At 43.8% G+C, this 22,377-nt stretch carries 21 protein-coding genes; 11 read left to right on the top strand and 10 right to left on the bottom strand.

The window, feature by feature from the left end; translation table 11 throughout:
- Positions 1-163 precede the first annotated feature (163 nt).
- Positions 164-676 (bottom strand): LolA-like outer membrane lipoprotein chaperone, encoded by a 513-nt coding sequence (gene lolA / locus CSUNSWCD_RS09090; RefSeq protein ID WP_009496035.1) that lies wholly within the window; start codon positions 674-676, stop codon positions 164-166.
- Between the two features lie 89 nt (positions 677-765).
- On the opposite strand from lolA, the gene secA reads away from it, so the two are divergent.
- The 5 genes from secA (at position 766) to CSUNSWCD_RS09120 (ending at position 6,646) form a co-directional block, all read left to right on the top strand.
- A complete protein-coding gene (gene secA / locus CSUNSWCD_RS09095) occupies positions 766-3,351 on the top strand; it encodes a preprotein translocase subunit SecA (protein WP_009496036.1) in 2,586 nt (861 codons plus the stop codon).
- 241 nt (positions 3,352-3,592) lie between these two features.
- A complete protein-coding gene (locus CSUNSWCD_RS09105; protein ID WP_009496038.1) occupies positions 3,593-4,789 on the top strand; it encodes an ABC transporter permease in 1,197 nt (398 codons plus the stop codon).
- Between the two features lie 497 nt (positions 4,790-5,286).
- Complete coding sequence (locus CSUNSWCD_RS11470; RefSeq protein WP_009496040.1) at positions 5,287-5,436, top strand: hypothetical protein; 150 nt, start codon at positions 5,287-5,289, stop codon at positions 5,434-5,436.
- Between the two features lie 279 nt (positions 5,437-5,715).
- The gene (locus CSUNSWCD_RS09115) at positions 5,716-5,928 is read left to right on the top strand and encodes a hypothetical protein (protein ID WP_009496042.1); all 213 of its coding nucleotides are present in this window, start codon (positions 5,716-5,718) and stop codon (positions 5,926-5,928) included.
- Between the two features lie 127 nt (positions 5,929-6,055).
- Positions 6,056-6,646, top strand: a complete 591-nt coding sequence (locus CSUNSWCD_RS09120) for a hypothetical protein (RefSeq protein WP_009496043.1) — start codon at positions 6,056-6,058, stop codon at positions 6,644-6,646.
- Between the two features lie 185 nt (positions 6,647-6,831).
- Here the strand turns inward: CSUNSWCD_RS09120 and CSUNSWCD_RS09125 are convergent, their stop codons facing one another.
- From CSUNSWCD_RS09125 to CSUNSWCD_RS09140, 4 genes are all read right to left on the bottom strand, one after another.
- Positions 6,832-8,070, bottom strand: a complete 1,239-nt coding sequence (locus CSUNSWCD_RS09125) for an ArsS family sensor histidine kinase (RefSeq protein WP_009496045.1) — start codon at positions 8,068-8,070, stop codon at positions 6,832-6,834.
- Between the two features lie 21 nt (positions 8,071-8,091).
- Entirely contained in the window at positions 8,092-8,784 is a 693-nt protein-coding gene (locus CSUNSWCD_RS09130; RefSeq protein WP_009496046.1) for a response regulator transcription factor, read from the bottom strand.
- A 448-nt stretch (positions 8,785-9,232) separates the two neighbouring features.
- Positions 9,233-9,736, bottom strand: coding sequence for a hypothetical protein (locus CSUNSWCD_RS09135; RefSeq protein ID WP_009496049.1), 504 nt, complete (start codon positions 9,734-9,736; stop codon positions 9,233-9,235).
- Positions 9,733-11,055 (bottom strand): ATP-dependent DNA helicase, encoded by a 1,323-nt coding sequence (locus CSUNSWCD_RS09140; RefSeq protein WP_009496050.1) that lies wholly within the window; start codon positions 11,053-11,055, stop codon positions 9,733-9,735. Before CSUNSWCD_RS09140 ends, CSUNSWCD_RS09135 begins: the two co-directional genes overlap by 4 nt.
- Positions 11,056-11,105: 50 nt before the next feature.
- On the opposite strand from CSUNSWCD_RS09140, the gene CSUNSWCD_RS09145 reads away from it, so the two are divergent.
- On the top strand, positions 11,106-13,175 hold the full coding sequence (locus CSUNSWCD_RS09145) for a bifunctional C40 family peptidase/M15 family metallopeptidase (RefSeq protein ID WP_009496051.1): 2,070 nt from the start codon (positions 11,106-11,108) through the stop codon (positions 13,173-13,175).
- Between the two features lie 331 nt (positions 13,176-13,506).
- Here the strand turns inward: CSUNSWCD_RS09145 and CSUNSWCD_RS09150 are convergent, their stop codons facing one another.
- From CSUNSWCD_RS09150 to CSUNSWCD_RS09160, 3 genes are all read right to left on the bottom strand, one after another.
- Positions 13,507-13,830, bottom strand: a complete 324-nt coding sequence (locus CSUNSWCD_RS09150) for a hypothetical protein (protein WP_034964765.1) — start codon at positions 13,828-13,830, stop codon at positions 13,507-13,509.
- Positions 13,808-14,305: a 2-thiouracil desulfurase family protein gene (locus tag CSUNSWCD_RS09155; RefSeq protein ID WP_009496054.1), complete on the bottom strand. Its 498-nt coding sequence runs from the start codon at positions 14,303-14,305 to the stop codon at positions 13,808-13,810. The genes CSUNSWCD_RS09150 and CSUNSWCD_RS09155 overlap by 23 nt, the downstream gene beginning before the upstream one ends.
- A gap of 245 nt (positions 14,306-14,550) precedes the next feature.
- Positions 14,551-15,405: a D-amino-acid transaminase gene (locus CSUNSWCD_RS09160; protein ID WP_009496056.1), complete on the bottom strand. Its 855-nt coding sequence runs from the start codon at positions 15,403-15,405 to the stop codon at positions 14,551-14,553.
- A 130-nt stretch (positions 15,406-15,535) separates the two neighbouring features.
- Here CSUNSWCD_RS09160 and CSUNSWCD_RS09165 point away from each other — a divergent pair, with 130 nt between their 5' ends.
- Positions 15,536-16,045 (top strand): hypothetical protein, encoded by a 510-nt coding sequence (locus CSUNSWCD_RS09165; protein ID WP_009496057.1) that lies wholly within the window; start codon positions 15,536-15,538, stop codon positions 16,043-16,045.
- Here the strand turns inward: CSUNSWCD_RS09165 and CSUNSWCD_RS09170 are convergent, their stop codons facing one another.
- Entirely contained in the window at positions 16,046-16,327 is a 282-nt protein-coding gene (locus tag CSUNSWCD_RS09170) for a hypothetical protein (protein ID WP_009496058.1), read from the bottom strand.
- Positions 16,317-17,249, bottom strand: coding sequence for a 16S rRNA (cytosine(1402)-N(4))-methyltransferase RsmH (rsmH, locus tag CSUNSWCD_RS09175; protein WP_034964767.1), 933 nt, complete (start codon positions 17,247-17,249; stop codon positions 16,317-16,319). Before rsmH ends, CSUNSWCD_RS09170 begins: the two co-directional genes overlap by 11 nt.
- Positions 17,250-17,303: 54 nt before the next feature.
- Between rsmH and CSUNSWCD_RS09180 the strand changes: the two genes are divergently transcribed.
- The 4 genes from CSUNSWCD_RS09180 to ftsZ all read left to right on the top strand — a co-directional run bounded on the left by CSUNSWCD_RS09180 (position 17,304) and on the right by ftsZ (position 22,094).
- Complete coding sequence (locus CSUNSWCD_RS09180; RefSeq protein WP_009496060.1) at positions 17,304-17,891, top strand: class II aldolase and adducin N-terminal domain-containing protein; 588 nt, start codon at positions 17,304-17,306, stop codon at positions 17,889-17,891.
- Between the two features lie 119 nt (positions 17,892-18,010).
- The gene (locus CSUNSWCD_RS09185; RefSeq protein ID WP_009496061.1) at positions 18,011-19,477 is read left to right on the top strand and encodes a peptidylprolyl isomerase; all 1,467 of its coding nucleotides are present in this window, start codon (positions 18,011-18,013) and stop codon (positions 19,475-19,477) included.
- 13 nt (positions 19,478-19,490) lie between these two features.
- Positions 19,491-20,921, top strand: a complete 1,431-nt coding sequence (gene ftsA, locus CSUNSWCD_RS09190) for a cell division protein FtsA (RefSeq protein ID WP_009496062.1) — start codon at positions 19,491-19,493, stop codon at positions 20,919-20,921.
- Positions 20,922-20,939: 18 nt separating this feature from the next.
- Positions 20,940-22,094, top strand: a complete 1,155-nt coding sequence (gene ftsZ, locus CSUNSWCD_RS09195; protein ID WP_009496063.1) for a cell division protein FtsZ — start codon at positions 20,940-20,942, stop codon at positions 22,092-22,094.
- Positions 22,095-22,377: the final 283 nt, after the last annotated feature.

Genomic DNA, 22,377 nt, shown 5'->3' on the forward strand with positions numbered 1-22,377 from the left:
CTATAACGCTATTTTTGGTTTTTGAATAAAATAGTACAATATTATACGAGCGATCTCTCAAATTTTTAATAATTTTCGCATCCATTTTTATAGGCTGATATTGACGAAAATATACAAAACCAGCAAAGCTACACTATATACGTAGCTTCTCAAGGCATTAACTTTATTGGTTTATGACATCATAATACGACGGTATCACCGGCGTCAGCAAATCATCGTTTATCTTAAAATCCTTTTTTGTGTTGCTTAGCGTGATTTTGATTTTATTGCCGAGCTTGTCCTCGTAGTCGATCCTTGTCGGGATGTAGTTTTTGACGGTGATTAGATACTCTACGCCGTCGTATTTGGCTTTATAAAGCGTATCAGTGATCTTAACCGCGTTTCTAACGACGTCGATTAGATTGGGCGCCTTTTCAAATTTTGAGATGATCGCTTGCTCGAGCGCATCCTCGATCACGACGACGCGGTTTTTATCAAAGTAGATTTTTTTAGGCGTCGGACGCTCATAGATCCAGTAGGCGCGGTTGTTACTTTTTGCGTAAAATTTACCAAAATAATCAACCGTTTCGTTCTCGCTCGTGATGGTTTGCACGAAGTCGCTTTGAAGCGTGACGAAATTTAACGTAACTGCGAAAGCCGAGGCGCAAAAGAGCAAAAATGCTAAAATTTTTTTCATATATTTTCCTTTATCGGGCGAAATTCTAGCTAAGTTTAAATAATAAAATGTTAAAATCCAAGCTTTAACAAAATTTAAAAAGGCTAAAAATGATAACGGCGTTTATGCAGAAGGTATTTGGCACAAAAAACGACAGGGAAGTAAAAAAATATTTCAAACGAGTCGCCTACATAAACTCACTTGAAAGCAAATATCAAGCGATGAGCGACGATGAACTGAAAGCAAAATTTAACGAATTTAAAGCGCAGGTGCAAAACGGAGAAAAGAGTCAGGACGAGCTGCTAGACGATGTGTTTGCCATCGTGCGAGAGGTTGGTAAAAGAACGCTAAATATGCGCCATTTCGATGTTCAGCTAATCGGCGGCATGGTGCTAAACGACGGCAAGATTGCCGAGATGAAAACGGGCGAAGGCAAAACCCTCGTAGCAAGCTTGCCCGTCGTACTAAACGCGATGGGCGGCAAGGGCGTGCACGTCGTGACCGTAAATGACTACCTAGCTAAGCGCGACGCGACGCAAATGGGCGAAATTTATAAATTTCTAGGCCTTAGCGTCGGCGTGATACTAGGCGGCGAATATGACGACGCAGCGCGCAAAGCCGCATACGACAGCGACATAACGTACGGCACGAATAACGAATTCGGCTTTGACTACCTACGCGATAATATGAAAATGGATTTCAAAGACAAGGTGCAAAGAGAGCACAACTTCGTCATCGTGGATGAGGTCGATAGTATCCTCATCGACGAGGCCAGGACGCCGCTCATCATCTCGGGCCCTACAAACCGCACGCTAGATGGCTACATCAAAGCAAACGAGGTCGCGCGCCAGATGAAGCGAGGCGAACCGCCTGCGACTCCGCAAGAAAAGGCTACGGGCGACTTTACCGTAGATGAAAAAAACCGCACGATAGCGATCACCGAAGAAGGCATCTCAAAGGCTGAAAAGCTCTTTGGCGTGGGAAATCTTTACGATATGGAAAACGCGATTTTGAGCCACCATCTAGACCAAGCTCTAAAAGCGCACAATCTCTTTGAAAAGGACGTGCACTACGTCGTTCGTGATGGGCAAGTCGTCATAGTCGACGAATTTACGGGACGTCTTAGCGAAGGTCGAAGATTTAGCGAGGGCTTGCACCAAGCGCTCGAGGCTAAAGAGGGCGTAAAGATCCAAGAAGAGAGCCAAACGCTAGCCGATATTACATTTCAAAACTACTTTAGACTTTACAAAAAACTATCGGGCATGACGGGTACGGCGCAGACGGAGGCGACCGAGTTTTCGCAAATTTACAAGCTTGACGTCGTATCCATCCCGACAAACGTGCCGGTAATCAGAAAAGACAACAACGATCTCATCTATAAAACGGAAAACGAGAAATTTAAAGCCGTGATCGACGAGATCAAAAAAGCTCACGACCGCGGTCAGCCCGTACTCGTGGGTACCGCCTCGATCGAAAAGAGCGAAAAGTTGCATAACCTACTCGTAAAAGAAAAGATCCCGCACTCCGTGTTAAACGCTAAAAACCACGAAAAAGAGGCCGAGATCATCGCTCAGGCCGGCGCTCGCGGCGCGGTTACGATCGCGACGAATATGGCCGGACGCGGCGTAGATATCCGTATCGACGACGAGGTGCGAAACCTAGGCGGTCTATACATCATCGGTACCGAAAGGCACGAAAGCCGCCGTATCGACAACCAGCTGCGAGGCCGCTCTGGACGTCAGGGCGATCCCGGAGTGAGCCGCTTTTATCTAAGCCTTGAGGATAATCTACTTCGGATATTCGGTAGCGACCGCATCAAGGCGATAATGACGCGCCTTGGTATCGAAGAAGGCGAAAGCATCGACTCAAAAATGGTCACAAGAGCCGTCGAAAATGCGCAAAAAAAGGTCGAAAGCCTGCACTTTGAAGCGCGAAAACACATCCTCGAGTACGACGACGTCGCAAACGAGCAGAGAAAAACGGTGTATAAATTTAGAAACGAGCTACTTGATCCAAATTTTGAAGTTGGCGAAAAAATCAAACAAAATCGTGCCGAATTTGTCGAGCATCTGCTAGCTCAGGCCGAAATTTACGCAGGCGAGCCAAAGAGCGAATACAACCTCGAAAAACTAAGCTCCGTGATAATCTCAAGCGGCGCGTTCATGCGGCCAGATGACCTAAAAGATCTCGACTACGCCGAGCTTGCCGAGAAGATAACGGCTAAATTTGAAGCCGACTATGAAGAAAAAATGGGCGTCATAGGCGAGGGTCAGCGCAGATACCTAGAAAAGGTGCTTTGCCTGCAAGTACTAGACACTGCATGGCGCGAACATCTATATCAGATGGACATCCTAAAAACCGGCATCGGACTGCGCGGCTACAATCAAAAAGACCCGCTCACCGAGTATAAAAAAGAGAGCTTTAACCTCTTTATGGAGCTTGTTAGTCGCATCAAATTTGAGAGCATCAAGATACTAACGGCCGTGCGCCTAAGCTTCTCCGAGCCTAGTGAGTCTGCACCGCAGGAAGTGCAAGATAGCGAGACCGTCGGTGCACCTGAGAGTGAAGAAAAGCCTGGTAAAAAAGTATCGCGAAACGACCCGTGCCCGTGCGGAAGCGGCAAGAAATACAAAGACTGCCACGGCAAGAGCGGCCCTAAAAAAGGAGCTTTTGCTGAGGATTGGGATAAAATTTAGCTTTGGCGTTTTGGCGGCGACTTGCTAAATTTAGCATTTAAATTTGCCGCCTTTTTTATAGCGGCGCGGAATCGTAACGTAAATTTAAAGCGCCTAGCGTTTGTAAGCGGTTTTTGAAATTTGACGTCAAATTTGTGTGAGTAGATAAATTTAACGCGCTTGTCGTAAATTTAAAATAAAATCGAGCGACGCAAAAATAGCGAGCAAGCCAAAGCCCAAATTTAAAACAACGGAAAAACAAATGAGCCTAACCAAATATCTACTTTTTAAATATCTACGGTTTGACAAAACCCAGCCGTTTATCATGCTTTCGGCGCTTTTGGCGTTTCTAGGTGTGGGCGTCGGGCTCATGGTGCTCATCGTTGCGATGGCGATCATGAACGGCTTTGATAAAGAATTTGAGCGCAAACTTTTTACGATGAACTACCCGATCACAATCCTCTCCACCATACGCGGCAACATCGACGAGAGCGACGTTAGCGAGCTAAAACAGAAGTTTCCGAATCTCAAATTTAGCCCGTACATCATGAGTCAAGTTATCATCAAAGGCGCAAATAGCTTCGAGGGCGGACTGCTTTTTGGCGTAAATTCAGCCGACGAAAAGCAGATAAACTCGGTCGTAGCAGCCGGTCTTGGTGACCGCGAGCTAGACGGATACGGCCTGCTCGTCGGGCAAGGCGTCAAAAATGAGATGATGATAAACGAAAATGACAAACTCACGCTCATTTTTACCAAAAACGACCCGAGCGGCTTCGCGCTAACGCCCAAAATGAAGCGCTTTGACGTCGTGAGCTCGTTTAGCTCGGGGCTTGTGGCCTACGATAAAAGCTATCTATACACGAGTGTCGAGGCGCTGCGTAAGATACTTGAGTACGACGAGGGTAAATTTGACGGCATACACGTGTTTTCAAACGATCCGTTCGTCGACATCGAAAAGATCTCGCGCGAGCTACGTCTGGGGCAAAAAGCTATCGGCTGGTGGCAGCAAAACGGCAACTTTTTCTCCGCTTTGGCGCTTGAAAAACGCGCGCTTTTTATAGTTTTGATGCTCATCATCCTGGTTGCCTCGCTAAATATCGTAAGCTCGCTGCTCATGACTGTCATGAACCGCCGCCAAGAGATCGCACTACTACTCTCGCTGGGCGCTAGCAAGGCCGAGATCAAAAAGAGCTTTTTTGCCCTAGGAGCCACGATAGGTGGAGGCGGGATAGTGTTTGGGCTCGTGCTCGGGCTCTTTGGCGTATGGCTGCTCGGTAGCTTTGATATCGTAAATTTGCCAGCCGACGTTTACGGCAGCGCGAAGCTTCCTATGGAGTTATCCTTGCTCGATCTTGTTATGATTTTGATCGGAGCGGTCGTTATTGTGGCGTTTTCGTCGTTTTACCCTGCTAAAAAAGCCGCTCAGATAAACGTGCTCGAGACGCTTAGGAATGAATAAATCGGTATTTTAGTGAAATGCTTTTGGGTTAAATTTGAGCGAATAAAAATTTGCTGTTTTGATCGCGCTGGCTCGTCTATTTTTTGAATTATATAAAAAGCGGCGAAATTTTATTTATATAAAAACACGCCGCTTTAAATTATTTTCGTTCAAGTTTTTATTCTCGTGCGTGTAAATTTTTAAATTTAAGCTGCAGTCGGCGTCAAATTTACCATCCAAACTAGAAATTGTACATCGTACAAAGTATCCACAACCAAGTAGTAGCCGTAAGTTTGCCTATGTTTTTTATACTGCAACGGTTGCTAAATTTACTTACGGCATTTAGAAAGCCATGCTTAAGGTCGGCACTTATGCTAAATTTACTCCATATTCGACTGCTGTTTTGAAGTGAATTGTATCAATTTGCAAGCAAAAATTTGAGACCCTTTAAGATATAATGCTCAAAATTTAATCCAAATTTGAGGCGAAAATGACGAATTTCGAGTACGCGCGCCGCATTGACGAGGCTGCAGGACTTAGATTGCAAAGAGATAGATCTGCAGGATAAGTTTTACGGGCTTTTTCAGTGCTTTATGCCTGACGGAGTCGGCGTGGAGGCGATGTTTGCGCTGCTGCAAAACGACTCCGAGCTGCGCAAGCACGCATAATGCCGATCTACGCAGTCACGGCGTAGCAGACGCAAGAGGCGTTTGGTCGGGGCGTGGCGCCCGGGTATTTTTGCCCGCCATAGGATCCGAAATTTAGTGGCGAAGCGCTTAAGAGCCTAGCTTTAGCGCGCGTTCGAAATTTAAAAATTTTCGCAGAATTTCTAGGCAAGAGCGAGCTTTTAAAGATGCTTGAGCGGGTAAAATCCGTGCGCGTGCAGGAAAGTTTTGACTTTAGGGATATGAAGATGAACTTGCGAACGCCGTATACGGGGCGAGTGGATGATAGATTCGCAGGGGCTCGATGCGAAGCTATGGGTGCTCGGCGAAGCGTATTATTCGATCGACTGCGACTACCTGCTACCTGCACACTTGCAGTATCCAAACTACGCGCAAAGGCCGCAGGAGGACTTCTTAAAGCCCTACTTCGAGCTGTATCTAGCGGGACGGCAGATCGCCTTTGAGCGCGGCGAGGTCGTGGTTTTTACGCGATAAATTTACACAGACAAGGAAAATAAATGCATACGGACGCTTTTAGATGGCTAAAATTTGAGCTCTGCGAGTATATAAAACTATACGATGCGGGCTAAAAAAGCCAGCAAACGAGCATCTAAAGGGCACTGTGAGTAAATTTAAAAGCGAATTTAGCCAGACGCAGCGTGACCGTGCACTAGGCGAACTTTGCCGCGAAATTTTAGACGAAAATAAAAGCGAGCTAAAAAATCTAAAAAACCGCGGCAACGGCGAGCTACCTTTTGAGCTCGGTGAGCTAGTCGACGAGTATCTAAAAGGGCGTTGCGACGCAGGCGAGATGCCGCATCTGCGCTGGGCGTACCAGATCTGCACGCGCGGCTTGCAGGAGCTTGATAGGAATGAGCTTTTGCGCCGTGCATACCGCCATGAGCATTGCGACGCACGAACTGTGGAGTTATACTTTTGCATGTTATTAGACGTGCTAGACTGGGGCGTGCACCACTTTCCTGAGGGTTGCCTGATCGAGCGCCCATACTATGAGCAACTAATCCGCAAAGCTCGCGACGTAATGCAAAAGCACGAGATAAGCGAGCGGCTAAACTTAGGGTTTGAATACTTCGTAAAGCTTTACGAATGCTATTTTGAGTTTAAATCTCGCGGCGGCGAGGTTGATTTTTACGCGCTGCGTGAAAAAGCGGGGCTAAATTTCGCGCCCGTAAAGTCTTTTTATTATGAGTAGTGAACGGTTGCTAAATTTGACTATAAATTTGAAACGAGCGCCAAATTTATAGCTCAAAATTTGGAGTTTAGTTAGTCGCAAACGATACGCTAAATTTTAAAATTTAAGCAAATGTGACTCGTTTTAAATTTTAGCTTAAATTTACCACGCGTGCCGCAAATTTGACAAAACGCTCAAATTTACGCCTACGCCGCGATATTTTGCAGATTTTCAAAGCTAAACACGTTTAGCCCGTTTTTGTATTCGTAGCTTAGAGTTAGCTTATGAGCTTTGATTATATTTTCTACGATATAGAGCCCCAGGCCAAAGCTCTTTTGTGCGCTTTCGCCTTTGGTAAAAGGCTCGACGTAGTGCCGCAGCTCCTTTGACAGCCGCTCGCCTTCGTTGATAAATTTGATAGATTCGCGCGTGATAGTTATATTTACGTGCTTGTTTGGGGAGTATTTTAGCGCGTTATCGATCATATTTTTGGCGGCGATCGCTAGCAGCTTAAAGTCGGCGTTTAGGCTCACGTCCTCTAGTTTGCTGATCGTGACCTGTCCGGGATCGACCATTGCGATATCCAGAGCCTCGTCGATGACGTCGTCGATACGGCAAATTTTGGTGTTATTCAGCGCGATGTTTGATGTGACTTGCTCGACTGCGGCAAATTCGTTTATGAGATTTTCAAGTTTTATAAACACCGACACGAGTCGCTCTTGGTTTTTGCTTTTTTCGATCATTTCGGCAGCGAGGCGGCCTTTGGTGATCGGCGTTTTTAGTTCGTGCATTATGTTTCTTAAAAACAGCTTGCGCGATGCGTTTAGGTTTTTGATCTGGGACACCGCGTCGTAAAATGCCTCCGCAACCTCGGAAATCTCGTCGTTACCGCTGCTGACGTTTTGCACTTCGTCGATCTCGCCTGCGGCAAATTTGGCTATCTGGCGCTTTAGTTTTCTTAGCGGTTTTAGCTTCCTGATAACAAAAACGTAAGCGGCCAAAAGTATGATCGCGACTAACAAAAAGATGATCTTGATGATGTCGTAGCGGTATGGCTGGTAGTCGTTATCCTTTAAAAGCAGGATTTTATCCACGTGCTGGACTTTGAGATAGTGGTGGTTTTGATAGATCATTATAGCGCTAGAGCCGATGTCCGCGGAGATCTCCTCAAGCACTGTTGCGTTTGCTAGGATCTCTTCTTTTTGCTGCTCGTTTGTGATCTCAGGCATCTTAAAGTCGCCCGTTTGACGCTCGTATTCTTTTTCGTTTATGATACCGCTCATCAAAAATAGCTGATTTCTAGCGATCGTAGAGTACTTGGCGTTTAGCTCGCGCGCGTAATTTTGCTTGTCGTAGTCCATCAGCCACAAAAACGCGAGAAATATGCTTGTTAGCGCCAAAGCAAAGATAAAAGTGATAGTGTAAAAAACCGATGAGCGTTTCATTTGCGGGGCTTTAAGTCAAATTTACTGCATCAGCTTGTAGCCGATGCCGCGGATGGCGTGGATGTATTTTGGCTCTTTTGGGTCGTCGCCCAGCTTGCCTCTGATGCGTCCGATGATGACGTCGATGCTCTTGTTCGTCGAGTCCTCACTGATGCTCGCGCAGTTGTAGATGAACTCCTCGCGCGTGATGGCGCCGCCTTCTTTTTGTAGCATGTATTTTAGGATGTCGTACTCGGCCGCGGTCAAATTTAACGGCTCGCCTTTTAGCGTGATGACGTGTTTAAAATCATCAACTGCGATGTCTTTCTCGCGTGCGCTCTCTTTTGTACCGCTTAAATTTGCACCCGCTACAGTGCTTTGGCGGCGCAGATGGCTTTTGATACGAGCTAGCAGCTCCTGCGGGTCGTAAGGCTTTGGCAGATAGTCGTCCGCGCCGTTATCTAGGGCATTTACCTTGTCGGTGATGTCGTGGCGCGCGCTTGAGATGATGATGGGTACGTCGTGGCGCTTTCGGATCTCTTTGCACACTTCTAGGCCGTCAAGTCCCGGTAGCGTGAGGTCTAGGATCACGAGGTCAAATTTTTCTACGTTTAATGTCGAAAGCCCGATATACGGCTCCTCCGCCGTCGTTACGTTCATATCGCTTTTTGCTAAAAACTCGGTCAAAATTTCCGCCAGCTCCAGGTCGTCTTCTATCATCAGAATTTTTATCATTTTATGTCCTTTTGGAGATTATAGCGAGTTTTGACTAAATTTAATGGCGAGTCTAGCTTGTGTTTTATATTATGTTTAGCCTTAGAGCGCATACCGCCATAACTCAAACACAAAGAAATATCGCCAAAATCTTTTTGCACATTACAGATTACTTATTCCGCTTCATCTACAAACCAAGCCAAGACGATTGATATTTAAACAATTTTCAGTACAAATAAAATATCGGAAAAATGAATTTGACTACATCAAATTCAGTGTTGTGAAGACGTATGTATAAGTAAATAAAAATCGTAAATTTGACTTCAAATTGAGATAGATAGTCAAAAGTTAATCAAAGCTAGATGATTTTAGCGCCGTATAATAAAATTTAGCAAAGATAAATTGATAGTTCATTAAGTCAAATTTTACCAATTTATCAAAAAAGGCTCGAGGCAAGCCGTTATTAAGCCTAATGCTCGCCAAAATCCTTGCCAAAATCATCTATCTGATTTAAATCCATCGGCTTAAGCTGGTTTTTATTTCCTCGCAAGATATCCTCGACCTGCTCTTTTTGCGATCTTTTTGAACCCGTAGTTTTGACGTTTTTTAGCGCTTCAAGCAGCTCTTCGATATTTGGTTCACGCACGGTTTTTAGCGAGATGATGAGTACCTCGTCGATATCGACCGAGTGCTTTTTGGCAGTGTATTTGGCTAGCGTTTCTTTAAATTTTTCCTTGCCGAGCGAAGTTAGCAGATCTTCGACGTAAAAGCTACCGATAACGACGTTTAGCGCGTCAAGCACGTAGGCTTCGTTATCCACGACGTCGCGCCCCTCCAGACGCAGGCTTATACTTACTTTTTTGATCGAGCTTTTGGCATCTCTGGAGTACAGATCGGTTTCAAAGTTGTCGATATTTAGCGTCTCGGCAAAGGCCATAACCGCGGCAAAAGCCAACGCAAAAATCTTTTTCATACGTCTTCCTTAATGTTTTCAAATTTGTTTTCGAGATAGAATTTCTCGACCTCTTCGTCTATTTTAACGACGCTTTGCAAATACTCTCTAAACGGCCGACTTTTGCCGTAAAATATCCTAAGCTTTTTTGGATCGATCACCCGCGAGAGCGCGACGTAGAGCTGCCCGTTGGCAAAGATATGATTTAGGTCGCAGACTAAATTTTCAATACTCATGCCTTGGGATTTATGTATCGTGATCGCGTAGGCTAGCTTTAGCGGAAACTGCGTCAAAGACGCCCTAGCGCGCTCTTCGAGATGTTCGCCCGCCATCACGAATTCGCTCATGTCAAATCTCGCGCGCTCCACCTCGACGATCTCGCCGTTAGCTTTTTGCACGATGACGCTTTTTATCTCGCCGTTTTCTTTTAAAATTTGCATTATCTGCCCGCGCTCGCCGTTATAGTACTCGCCCCATTTATTTACGGTAAATATAACTTTCGCGCCGATTTTTATATTTAAAATTTCAGGCGCGTAGAGATTTGCGATCCAGCGATCCAGCGCGTTTTCGTTTAAATTTTCATCGTAAATTTCCACTAGCGCCTCGGCTCTTTCAAGCGGCGCGGGTAGTTTAGAGAGCATCTTGTTATTTAGCTCGTCGGCTTCGTAATTTCGCCCAAAAAGCACGCTTGTATCGTCATCTACCTGCACGCTTGGCACGCGTAAATTTTCGATATAGCTAAACACCTCTTCGCTCAGTCGCCCGACGCGAAGCATAGATAAGATATCGTAAAATTTCTTGTCTTTCGTACGTTTTGAGACGACTAGTTCGATATTTTTAAACTCAAATTCATGCCACGAGCTTGAGTTAAAAGCGTAGTGAAATTTAAAGAGCGAGCTACCGTCTTCGCCGTTTTTTCGCACGGGCGGTAGCTGATAAAAGTCGCCCACGAGCATCACGCGCCCGACAAATCGCGAGCTCATCAAGCGGTAATAAATCATATCCATCAGCCCCGCGCTGATCATCGAGATCTCATCTATCACGATGAGATCACAGGCGTCTAGCATCTTTTTTAGTTCGCCGAGTTTCCCGCGCTGTTTGCGGTCGTAGCCTCTTAACTCCTCAAGGCTTGAGCAAATGCCGAATTTAAAAAAACTATGCACGCTCACTCCGCCGACGTTTACCGCCGCGATGCCGGTGCTGCCAAGTACGACTACGTTTTTTAGTTCGCTTTTATAGTGCTTGATAACAGCTTGCGTGAGGTGGCTTTTGCCTACTCCGCCGCGCCCGGTGAGAAAAACATTTGATTTTTTTAATATTTCTAAGAGCTGATTTAGCACAAATTTCCCTAACTTTTTGTAAAATTATAGCTTATTTTTAAGGAGTAAGATTGAAAATTAATAAATTTATGCTTTCTACGGCGGTAGCGTTAGTAATGCTAGGCGGTTGCGCATCGTCAAAAGATGCCTCTAGTGCGGTAAATTTACCCGATCAAGGTGCCAATACAGCGTCGGCATACGATATGCCCGAGGAGAGTGCGGACGAAAATTTAGGCCACATCAGCTATCTAAAATTTGACGTCGATCAAAATATAAATGCGTTGCCGATACTGCCTTTTGAGGCTCAAAGTAGCGGCCAAACACTGCTACAAAAACGCTTTAATTCGCTTGATCTAAAAGCACCCTCAACCACCGCAAAAGATGCATTTTGGGCTCTGGACTACTATAAAAATACGGCAAAAAGGCAGTATTATTTCTCAAATATGCGCAAAATCCCGAACGAATGGTTTGAAAAAGTGCGCAAAAACGCTAATGTGGAGAGCTTCGGTAAAGTCTCTCTACCTGCGATAACGACAGCAAATACTAGCCTGCGAAATATACCGACCGACGAGGCCGTACTCTATAATCCGGCACGCGCCGGCGAGGGACTACCGTTTGATTACGCCCAGCTATCTTTCGTCTCTATCGGATATCCGCTTTACGTTTCGCACTTTTCGGCCGACGGCGCGTGGGCATTCGTAGGTAGCGACGCCGCATGGGCCTGGGTGAAATCGACCGAAATCAAAATTTTAAGCGCAGACGCCGTGCAAGAGCTAAAAAACTCTAAATTTTTAAGCATTATCAAAGACGAAGAGCCTATCTACGACAAAAACGGCAACTTTTTGTTTTACGGGCGCATAGGGGCGATTTTGCCCTTTCAAAGCGAGGATCAGTTTAAATTTTACGGCAAAATCCAGACCCAAAACGGGCTAAGAAACTACGAGATCTCAAAACAAAGTGCTAGCCGCTTTCCGCTTAAATTTAGCGACGAAAATGTAAGAATGCTAGCATCATCGCTGCTCGGGCAAAGCTACGGCTGGGGCGGGTTTGGCGGTAAGCGCGACTGCTCGCTGTTTTTGCAGGATTTTCTCGGTAGCTTTGGCGTGTGGTTGCCGCGAAACTCAAAGGCACAAGGTCAAATCGGCAAGGTCGTAAGCCTAGCAAATCTAAGCGCGGAAGAAAAACTAAATGTCATCAAAACGCAGGCAGTGCCGTATAGAACGCTGTTTCACATGAATGGACACATCATGCTCTACGCCGGTCTGCGCGGAGACGAACCGCTTGCGGTACACGACGTCTGGGGTATCCGCACGAAAGATAACGGCAGGGCCATGATCGGCGGCGTGGCGATCACGACGCTAAAAATCGGCTCGGATGTCTCCGATATCGATCCAAAACGTTTGCTAGTTTCGCGTATAAACTCCATGAACACCTTTGAAATAGCTAGCGGCGAAGAGGCGCAGCGCGCGAAACAATCGGCGATCGAAAAAGCTTACGGCGTGAAAATAGTCGGCAACGAGGTAATTTTTTCAGACGGCACTAAGATCAAATTTGACGACGGCGAGATAAAAGATACTGCGCACCTGCTAAATCTTGCCGACGTCGAGGACACTTTTGCGCAGCCTTATCCGCTATTTAAGCCTCTAGCACTACCTAGCAATGACGCGGGTAGATACCGAAACTACGAGCTTTTGGATAAAATTTACGGCGCGAATGAGGCGGAAGTAAAGGCAAATTTAACGGACGTCGTTTGGCTAAAAAATCATGGTGGCAAGACGTTTAAATTTAACTCCAAAAACGGCGCGGCAGCTGCTTTACAAGCCGTTTCAAACGAGCTTGACGCACTAGCCCTGCAAAAGCCAGAGCTGCTAAAATTTCTCGATAATCCATCAGGTACGTTTAACTGGCGCGTGATCGAGGGCACAAAGCGCAAGAGCTCCCACTCCTACGGCATCGCGATCGACATAAATACCGACAAAAGCGACTACTGGCGCTGGAGCAAGGGCGGCCGCTACCGCAATCAAATCCCCGAGGAGATCGTGCGCGTCTTTGAAAAGCACGGCTTCATCTGGGGCGGGCGCTGGGTTAGCTTTGATACGATGCACTTTGAGTATAGACCGGAATTTGGGCATCTAAGGTAAATTTGACGCGGTTTTAACGATAAATTTGAGTGAAATTTAGCTCAAATTTATCGTTACTTTTCGGCTAGCGGCAGGATGTCGCCGCTTTGCCCTCTGTTAAAATTTGAGCTCTAATCAAAGCGGTAAGCAGCATGCAAATTTTAAATTTAAAGTTAGTCGTACGGTAACCCGCGTGCAGATTTTTAGTTTAAGTAAATTTGCCGAATTTGAGATTTTTTAAATTTCAAGCGGTAATTTTTCCAAAGTCGCGCTAGAAATTTTATACGCCCAAATTTATAACGACGTTTGTGCCGCTCTAGCAACCTGATTCTAGCTACTTAATTTTTCCGCCCTATGCTACCGCGACTGTGAATCTTTTACTTATAAACGCCTCTTGCAGCTCGCTCTCAAACATCCGCTTGATCTCGCTTCCAAGCACGCAGTTGCCATCTCGCCAGGGGCGGCAGATCACGTTGCCTTCTTCGCCTGCGCTTAGGCAGACGCAGTTAAAATAGCTCTTGTCCGAAGCATTGCACGAGATAAGGCAAACAAGCCCGTTTTCGGGGATAAAATTTCCCTCTGCCAGCCCGCACGGCGTGGGCATTATCCTAATTGCTGCCCCGGCGTAAAATTTCGCGCCGTCCAATATGTCTTTAGCATTTATCCACTCGGCCATTTTCTGCTTCTTTTTCTAAATTTAGCTCCGCAAGCGTACTCTCGCCAACTACCAAAACGCCAAGTTTTTTTAGCGCCGCTGCGGTTAGTCCGTCGCCGCTAACGATCCGCCCGGTAAAGCTTCCGTCGTAGATCTCGCCGCTTCCGCAGCTTGGGCTTCGCTCTTTTAAAACCGCGATTTTACAGCCGTTTTCACTAGCGATATCGGCGCAAATTTGAGCACCCAAAATAAACTCATCCGTCACGTCGCGACCGCTAAATTTAGTTATCACTCGTCCATTTACGCAAATTTCGGCAGGTTCGCGCGGAGTTGTTAATCCGCCCAGATACTCCGGACAAACAGCGATGAGCTCGTAAATTTGCCTAAGTTTGGCAAGTTCGCCAGCGCAAATCGCGTCTGCGTTATTGCCGCCGTTATATTTGCAGTTTTCGCCGAGCAAACAGGCGCTGATTAAAATTTTGGGTTTATTTTTCATCGTTAGTTCCGAACTTTGATGGTCGACAAGCGTTATTTTGGTTCAAATTTACTAACGCTTCGGACGGCAAATTTACTGCCGATTGGTTAAGCCAAATTTGACGAATTTGGGCTTAAATTTAACACACATCGTGTCAAATTTGACGACCCAATTTGCCAAAGCTTTTTGCGAGCTAGTCGCCAAATTTGGCAAATTTCAAGTCGCCTCACGCAAAGCACAAGGCAGTCTTAAATGTCAAATTTAGCCTAAAGCCCAGCCTCTTTTTTGATCTTATCTATATACATCTGCCTTAGTATCGGCACGTATTTGCCGACTTTGCCGCCGTTTATCGGCTTGCCGTCGGCCTTGACGACGGGCAGTAGCGGCAGCGTCGCAGCCGAGATAAACACCTCGTCGGCATCGTAAACGTCCTGCATCGTAAACGGTCGCTGCCTGATCTCCAGCCCCGCCTTTTCGGCAAAACCTAAAATCACCTTGCGGCGGATACCAGGCAAAATCTCATTTGAAAGCGGTTTGGTTATGAGGACGTTATCTTTTATGATAAACGCAGACGAGCTAGTCGCCTCGGTTACAAAGCCGTTTTCGACCATAAAACCCTCGTAGGCGCCGGCTTTTACGGCTTGTTCTTTGGCGTAGCACTGCGCTAAAAGCGAGATGGACTTGATATCGCGGCGCTTCCAGCGGATATCCTCGACGCTAACGACTTTGATGCCGGTTGCGGCGTCGGGGTTTGCGACTATATCTTTTTCGTAGCAAAAGACAAAACAAGTCGGCTTTAGGCCTTTTATAAATTTAAAATCCCTATCGGCGACGCCGCGGGTGATCTGCATATAAACGCCGCCTTCTTTTAGGTTATTTCGCCAGACTACTTCCTCTAAAACACCCTGAAAATCACTCTTTGAAACCGGCAAGCTTAGCTCGATCGCAGCCAAGCTTCTCTCAAATCTCTCCCAAAAATCCTCCCTATCAACAAGGCGTCCGTTTAGCACCGGCACTACCTCGTAGATGCCGTCGCCAAAGATAAATCCGCGGTCAAACGCGCTAACTTTAGCCGCCGCCGCGTCTATAAATTCGCCGTTTAGGTATACCATTCCGTTCATTTTTTCTCCTTAAAATTTAAGTAATTTTAGCTCAAATACTCTTAAAAAAGCGTTGCCTTAAGGCCAAATTTTAGCTTGGATTACGAAGTTTTTGCTATAATTGAGGCTAAATTTAAGGATAATCATAAATATGAAAAATAACGCGTTTAAAAATTTAATCCTAGAAAATATCTTTGTTATCTCGAAGCAACCCGTGCTGTTTCGCGATCTGCTCGAGGCTAACTGCCTTTTTAACGAAGGCATGTTAGTAGATCCTGCTAAGCTAAATTTTAAATTTCGCTACGCAAGAACTTACCTAGTTTACGGGCTTTTGTGCTTTGTAGTGTTTTTTATTTTACTGCTTTTGACGCATCATATTTTTACCAAGCTTGACTTTCACCTCTCGATCGTTAGCGCCGTAGCGGGCACATCGGCCGTTTTTATCGGGTTTGATATGTTTAAAATTTGGGCGAGAAAAGCTGTGAGCAAAGAGCTCATAAAAAAAGCTTGGAGCGTGCATTTTCCGTATTTTAGCTATGAAAAATACTCTACAAAAGTCGAAATGATCTACAACGAAGCGGTAAAAAACGAGATCCCGCGCAAAGACTTGGAGCAATACGTCCTAGAGCGTCTAGTCGCGCAGTCTGAGGCCGGGATTTAGCTATTGCAAGATGAGCGGATCTAAAATTTGATTTTTATATTTCATCCTCTCGAGTTTTAGGCGAAGCTCTCTGTTTTCTTCGAGCAAGACGTCGCGTTTGCCGCTTAGATCGCCGATTTCGCGGCTGATGTAATAAATTTGATTTGTGATGTAAATTTTAGGTAAAAACAAAGCAAGCGCGATAAAAAGCCCCAAATACGCCGTCGCTAGCGTTTTGTAGTCTAAATTTCGCTCCTTTTTTTGCTCGCCGCTAAACTCTAAAAGCTCATTTTTATTTTGCATTTTTACCTCTTGAAATTTTAAAAATCCTCATTTTCGCGCAGCTTGAGCGCGGATTTGCCTTGACTTCGGCAGTGCTTGGCGTTATTGCCTTTTTACTGACTATTTTACCTAGCGCGTTATCCCCTCCGCACGTGCATCTAAGAGCTTGCGGCGGACAAATGCAGCTTTGCGCCCACTGTCTAAATTTATTTTTTACGATGCGATCTTCTAGCGAATGAAAGCTGATTATCGCCACGACGCACTCGTCGATCTGCGAATCCTCGATGCTTTGGAGCAAATTTTGCAGCTCGCCAAGCTCGTTGTTTACCTCTATCCTTATTGCCTGAAAAGCTAACGTCGCCGCACTAACGCTGCGTCCGTTTACGCCCTTTAGTCCGATTATTTGCGCGAGACGTTCAGCGCTTTTTATCTCGCCACTTTGCCTAGCTTCTATGATTTTAGCGGCAAATTTAGCCGGATTTGGCAGCTCGCCGTAGTCGGCAAAGATACGCTCTAGCTCTTTTGCGCTATAAAAATTTACAATGTCGTAAGCTGAAATTTTAGCCTGCTCGTCCATGCGCATATCTAAATTTTCGCTCTTTAGTCCAAACCCTCGCTCGTTTTTATCTAACTGCAACGACGAAACGCCGATGTCGGCTAGGATGCCTCGAATCTGACTTTGCTCTACTTTGCCTAAAATTTCTGAAAATTTACTCTTAAAAATTTGCGCTCTTTGACCGAATTTTTTCAGTCTTTCGGAGCTAAATTTGATCGCTTCTTCGTCTTGATCGCAGGCTATCAAATTTACGTTTTGATTTTGCTCTAAAATCGCGCTGGAATGCCCGCCGTATCCGAGCGTACAATCAACAATCGCGCCGCTTTTTATATCCTCAAAAGCTCGTAAAACTTCATCAAGCAGCACTGGAACATGTGGGGAGTTCAAATTTAGCCTTTATTTTTTGTGTATAATAACAAAAAAAGTTTATAAAAGGTTAAAATGGACTTAAAATACTGCGCACGCGAGATTAGCAATATCGCTCTTTCGATGTTTAGAAAAAATTTTTTTGGCGTCTTTCACGGCTCTATTTCAGCTAGAATTCAGCACGACTCTTTTTTGATTAATAAAAGAACGACAATTTTTGATAATCTTAAAGAAGAAGACTTGATCATGCTAAATTCAAAAAGGGATTATCGCTGGAACGACGCAAGCATAGATGCAGACATACACCTAAATATATACAAAAATATAAACGAAGCCAAATATATCTGCTACGCTATGCCACCTTATTTAACGGCTTATACTTTAGGGCATTCTTTTATCCGCCCTAGGGATTATTTCGGATACATAAAGCATCACGAGATCCCGATTTATGATCCAAAGCAGTTTGACGACTGGTACGAGCGCGCAGATACGGAAATTTATCGCTACATGCTAGAAAACAAAACTAACATAATGATCATCAAAGGCTACGGCGTATACGTGCATAGCAGGACTCCGTATCAATTAGCAAAAGACGTCGCAATTCTTGAAAATACATGCAAATTGCTAAGCGTAGCTCGCCTTTACGAATCTGAACGAAACTAACGTCTTTAAAAATGTTAATTTTTTTGAAATTTTATCGATAAAAAGCGCGTTTTTAAGGTGATATTTACGATATTTCAGTAAAATAATGCATAAAATTTTTATGAATTTGAAGGAACTAGATGATAACTTGGATGCAAAAGCATAGAAAATATCTCGTCGTGACGATTTGGATAAGCACGATAGCCTTTGTCGGAGCAGGCTTCGTCGGATGGGGAGCATACGATCTAAACGCGAGCAGAGCTAGCTCAGTAGCCAAGGTCGGGCACAGAAATATAAGCATCCAAGAGTTTCAAAGCAAATACGGTCAGCTTCATGCATACTATAGTCAGCTTTTTGACGGGCAGTTAAGCGACGAACAAGCAAAAGAACTAGGTATAGAAAATTTAGCCCTAGAGGCATTGGTAAACGAAACTATGCTTTTAAATTTTGCCGATGACTTGGGGCTGGGCGTAAACGACGAAGACATAGTAAAATACATCATCGCCGATCAAAATTTCCACTCAAACGGCAAATTTGACAAAGAGCTTTACAAAAATACTTTAAAAAGAGCCAGAACTACTGAAAGCGAATACGAGGAAAGCCTAAAAAACGTAATACTTTTAGATAAGCTAAGACATGCTATAAATTTACCCGCAAACGCTCAAGATATAGATATGCTAACGGCTAGCTTTTTGATGCAGGATAAAATCTCCATGAAAGTCGTAGAGGCTAGCGCAGACGAAATAAAAATAGATGAAGATGCAGTCAAAAAACTCTGGGAAGAACACAAGAACGAATACAAAACCATGACCGAATTTAAGCTTGATACCAAATTTATCCCGGCTATATCAAGCGATGCAAATACTAACGAGCTAACAGAATTTTACAACGAAAACAAAAACGAATACAAAGGTAGCGACGACAAGATAAAAGAATTTGAGGCTGTTAAAGATGAAGTACTAAAAGACTACAATCTCAAACAAACTAAAAAAGTCGCCCTTGAAGAGTATCTAAAAATCAAGAAAGACGAGAAGCAAGCGGACGTATCGATAGCTACATTTGAAGATAATGCAAGCTTGCCGATGGATGAGCTAAAACTAGCAAAAAAAGGCGATACCCTAAAGCCGTTTGAATACGAAGACGGCTATATGATAGTAAAGGTAAAAGAGATCGTAGCTCCGAGAGTAATGAGCTTTAATGAGGCAAAAGATCAAATTTTAGAACTTTACAAAGAACAAAAAACAAGAGAAATCGTAGAAGCAAAAGCAAAAGAGTTGCTTGAAAAAGGATTTCAAGGTACCGATATAGGATTTGTTAGTAGAGATACCGTGAAGGCCGAAGGTGGGTTAAGCGAGGGCGAGTTTAATATATTCGTCAATCGCCTTTTTGAAAAAAGCAATAAAAAGGGCTACGTAGTACTCGGCAATAAAGCAGTAGTTTATGAGATAATAGAGCAAAAACTAACAAATACCGACAAAGATAAAGAATACAAAGAAATAATAACACAAAATGTGGGCTACTTGAAAAATAACGAGCTTATTAGAGATTTAACAACCGCACTAACCAAGCGCTATCAAGTAACATATTTCTACACAAAAAAACAATAAGAAGGCATTTATTTTGAGTACTAAAATTTTAGGCATTGACGTAGGTTCTGTTCAAATTTGCGCCGTAATAGGACAACATGATGAAACAGGACTAAAAATAATCGGCATAGGAACCTCAAAAACTCAAGGTATAAAAAAGGGCGTAATAACCAATATTGAACTCGCATCAAAATCAATAAAAAGTGCTTTAATCGATGCTCAAAGAGTAGCAGGTACAAGATATGAAAAAGTAGTCGTTTCAATTTCTGGAGCCTATACAAAAAGCGTTGACAGTAACGGTGTGGTAAATGTTCCCACGTATGAAATAGGCATAAAAGAGATACAACGCTCGATGTCCGAGTCTGAGCGAAGGGCGCAAATCCACAGCGATTATGAAAAACTGCATATACTTCCTTATAATTTTAAAGTAGACGACCAAGAGCATATAGAAGATCCTTTGGGCATGAACGGAAGCAGGCTTGAAGTGCAAACACATATCATAATGGCGCAAAAATCATCTCTTAGTAACCTAAGAAAAGCGTTAAATTTAGCAGGAGTCGAACCTGATAATATTGTACTTTCCAGCTACGCTTCAGCTATCGCGACACTAAATCAAGACGAAAAAGATTTAGGCGTAGCTTTTATAGATATGGGCGGTGCAACTTGCAATATGATAATTCATTCTGGAAATTCGATAAGATATAACGAATTTTTAGGCATAGGTTCGTCAAATATAACCAATGATCTATCAGCAGCGCTTCATACGCCTATTTTAAAAGCTGAAGATATAAAATTAAATTACGGAATTTTGCTAAATAATGCCAACGAACTAGTTGAGATCCCGCCTATTAACGAAGATGGCAAGGTGCAGGAAGTATCTCTTGATGTTATTTCAAACGTCATATATGCAAGAGCCGAAGAGACACTAATGATACTTGCAAAAATGCTCGAGGATAGCGGATACAAAAACTCAATAGCCGCAGGCGTAGTTCTTACGGGCGGCATGACTAAGCTTGAAGGCATCAGAGAGCTTGCTGTAGCAGTATTTGACAATATGCCGGTGCGAATAGCAAGACCAAAGGAAATGGAAGGGCTATATGAAATTTTAAGAGATCCGGCAAATTCTTGTGCGATCGGACTTTGTATGTACGGTGCAGGCTACTTTACGCCTTATGAAATCGACTCTGAAAAGAAAATGCGATATAAAGACGAGATTGTAGTAAAAAATAAGATTTTAAAAGATATAGTCTACGACAATGGAGTAAAAATCGAAGATAAAAAAAATATCGAAGAAGTCGATAATAAAATCTTTAGGGGAAGCACTCTAGATGATAACTATATAGATGATTTAAGAATCGATGATGACAGAACTTTGCAAGACGAACTAAATGAAGATTTAAACAAAAAAGAAAAAAAACCAAATATTTTTTCTGTGATTTGGAATAAAATAACACAACTATTTTAAAAGGAGATTGGATCAACTATGGGTAACTTTATGGTAGAAGAGAAAAAGCCTTCATACGGCGCAAAGATAAAAGTAGTAGGCGTAGGCGGCGGCGGCGGAAATATGATAAATCATATTATTAGAGAAAAAGGCGATGAAATGGATATCGATCTAATAGTTGCCAACACCGATGTAAAGGCACTTGATAGCTCTTTGGCCTTTACAAAACTTCAACTCGGCGAAAAGATTACAAAAGGTCTTGGTGCCGGTATGAATCCTGACGTAGGAACCAAAGCCGCCCAGGAAAGTTACGAAGAGATCAAATCTACACTTGAGTACTCAGATATCGTATTTATAGCATCAGGCCTTGGAGGCGGTACTGGTACAGGCGCAGCTCCGGTAGTAGCACAGGCAGCTAAAGAGATCGGCGCTCTAACAATCTCAGTAGTTACTATGCCGTTTGATTTTGAGGGTAAAAAGCGCTACAATCTAGCCCTAAAAGGTCTTAACGAGCTAAAAAAAGAGTCCGACTCTATAGTTGTGATACCAAACCAAAGACTAAAATCCCTTATAGACAAAAAGGCTGGTATAAAAGAAAGTTTTAAAATAGTTGATAACGTTTTAGCTCGAGCCGTCAGCGGTATGTGTACCATAGTTCTTGATTCGGGAAATAGCGATATAAATTCTGACTTTGCCGACGTCAAAAAAGTCATGGAACACCGCGGTATGGCACTACTTGGCATAGGCGAATCAGAAGGTGAAGGCGCAGCCCAGGAAGCAATCAAAAATGCAATACAATCTCCACTACTAAGCGACATTACCATAAACGGCGCAGTGGGCGTTCTGGTACACTTCAAATATCACCCAGATTCTCCTTTCAGTGATATAGAGGAAGCTATGTGCCTAGTACAAAATGCTGTAGATGATGATGCTGATATTATATTCGGTACCACAAGCGACGAAAGTTTTGAGAATAACAAAATTCAAGTTACTATAATAGCCACCGGCTTTAGAGACAAAGAGGAAGAAAGACCTACGCCCGTAGCCTCTACGCCCGACGCTGCATTTAAAAAGTCAAGAAATCCGATTTTAGATGAAAGAATCAGCAGACTAAAGGTTAGTGGCGGATACAATAGCGAAGAAGCAACTAATATGCTAGAAACACCATCGTATATCAGAAACCAAATGGATTAATAAGAAGGATTGGGTTTATTCACCCCCCCCAATCCTTTCTATATATTATTTTATTGCCATTTTAAAATACCTAATATAACGCAAATTTACCATCCACATCCTAATTCTAATATTTTAATATTATCGAATAATTCAACAAAATTTTCCTAAACCAAATCACGCAAGTACCGCAAATTCCATCCATACTATCTGGAATAATTAAATTTTATAAATATTAAAGGCTCAAGATAAGTTAAAAACTTTCAAAGGAGTTTTTCTCAAAGAGTGTGCAAGCACAAGAACT

The organism is Campylobacter showae CSUNSWCD (assembly GCF_000313615.1).
GTDB lineage: Bacteria > Campylobacterota > Campylobacteria > Campylobacterales > Campylobacteraceae > Campylobacter_A > Campylobacter_A showae_A.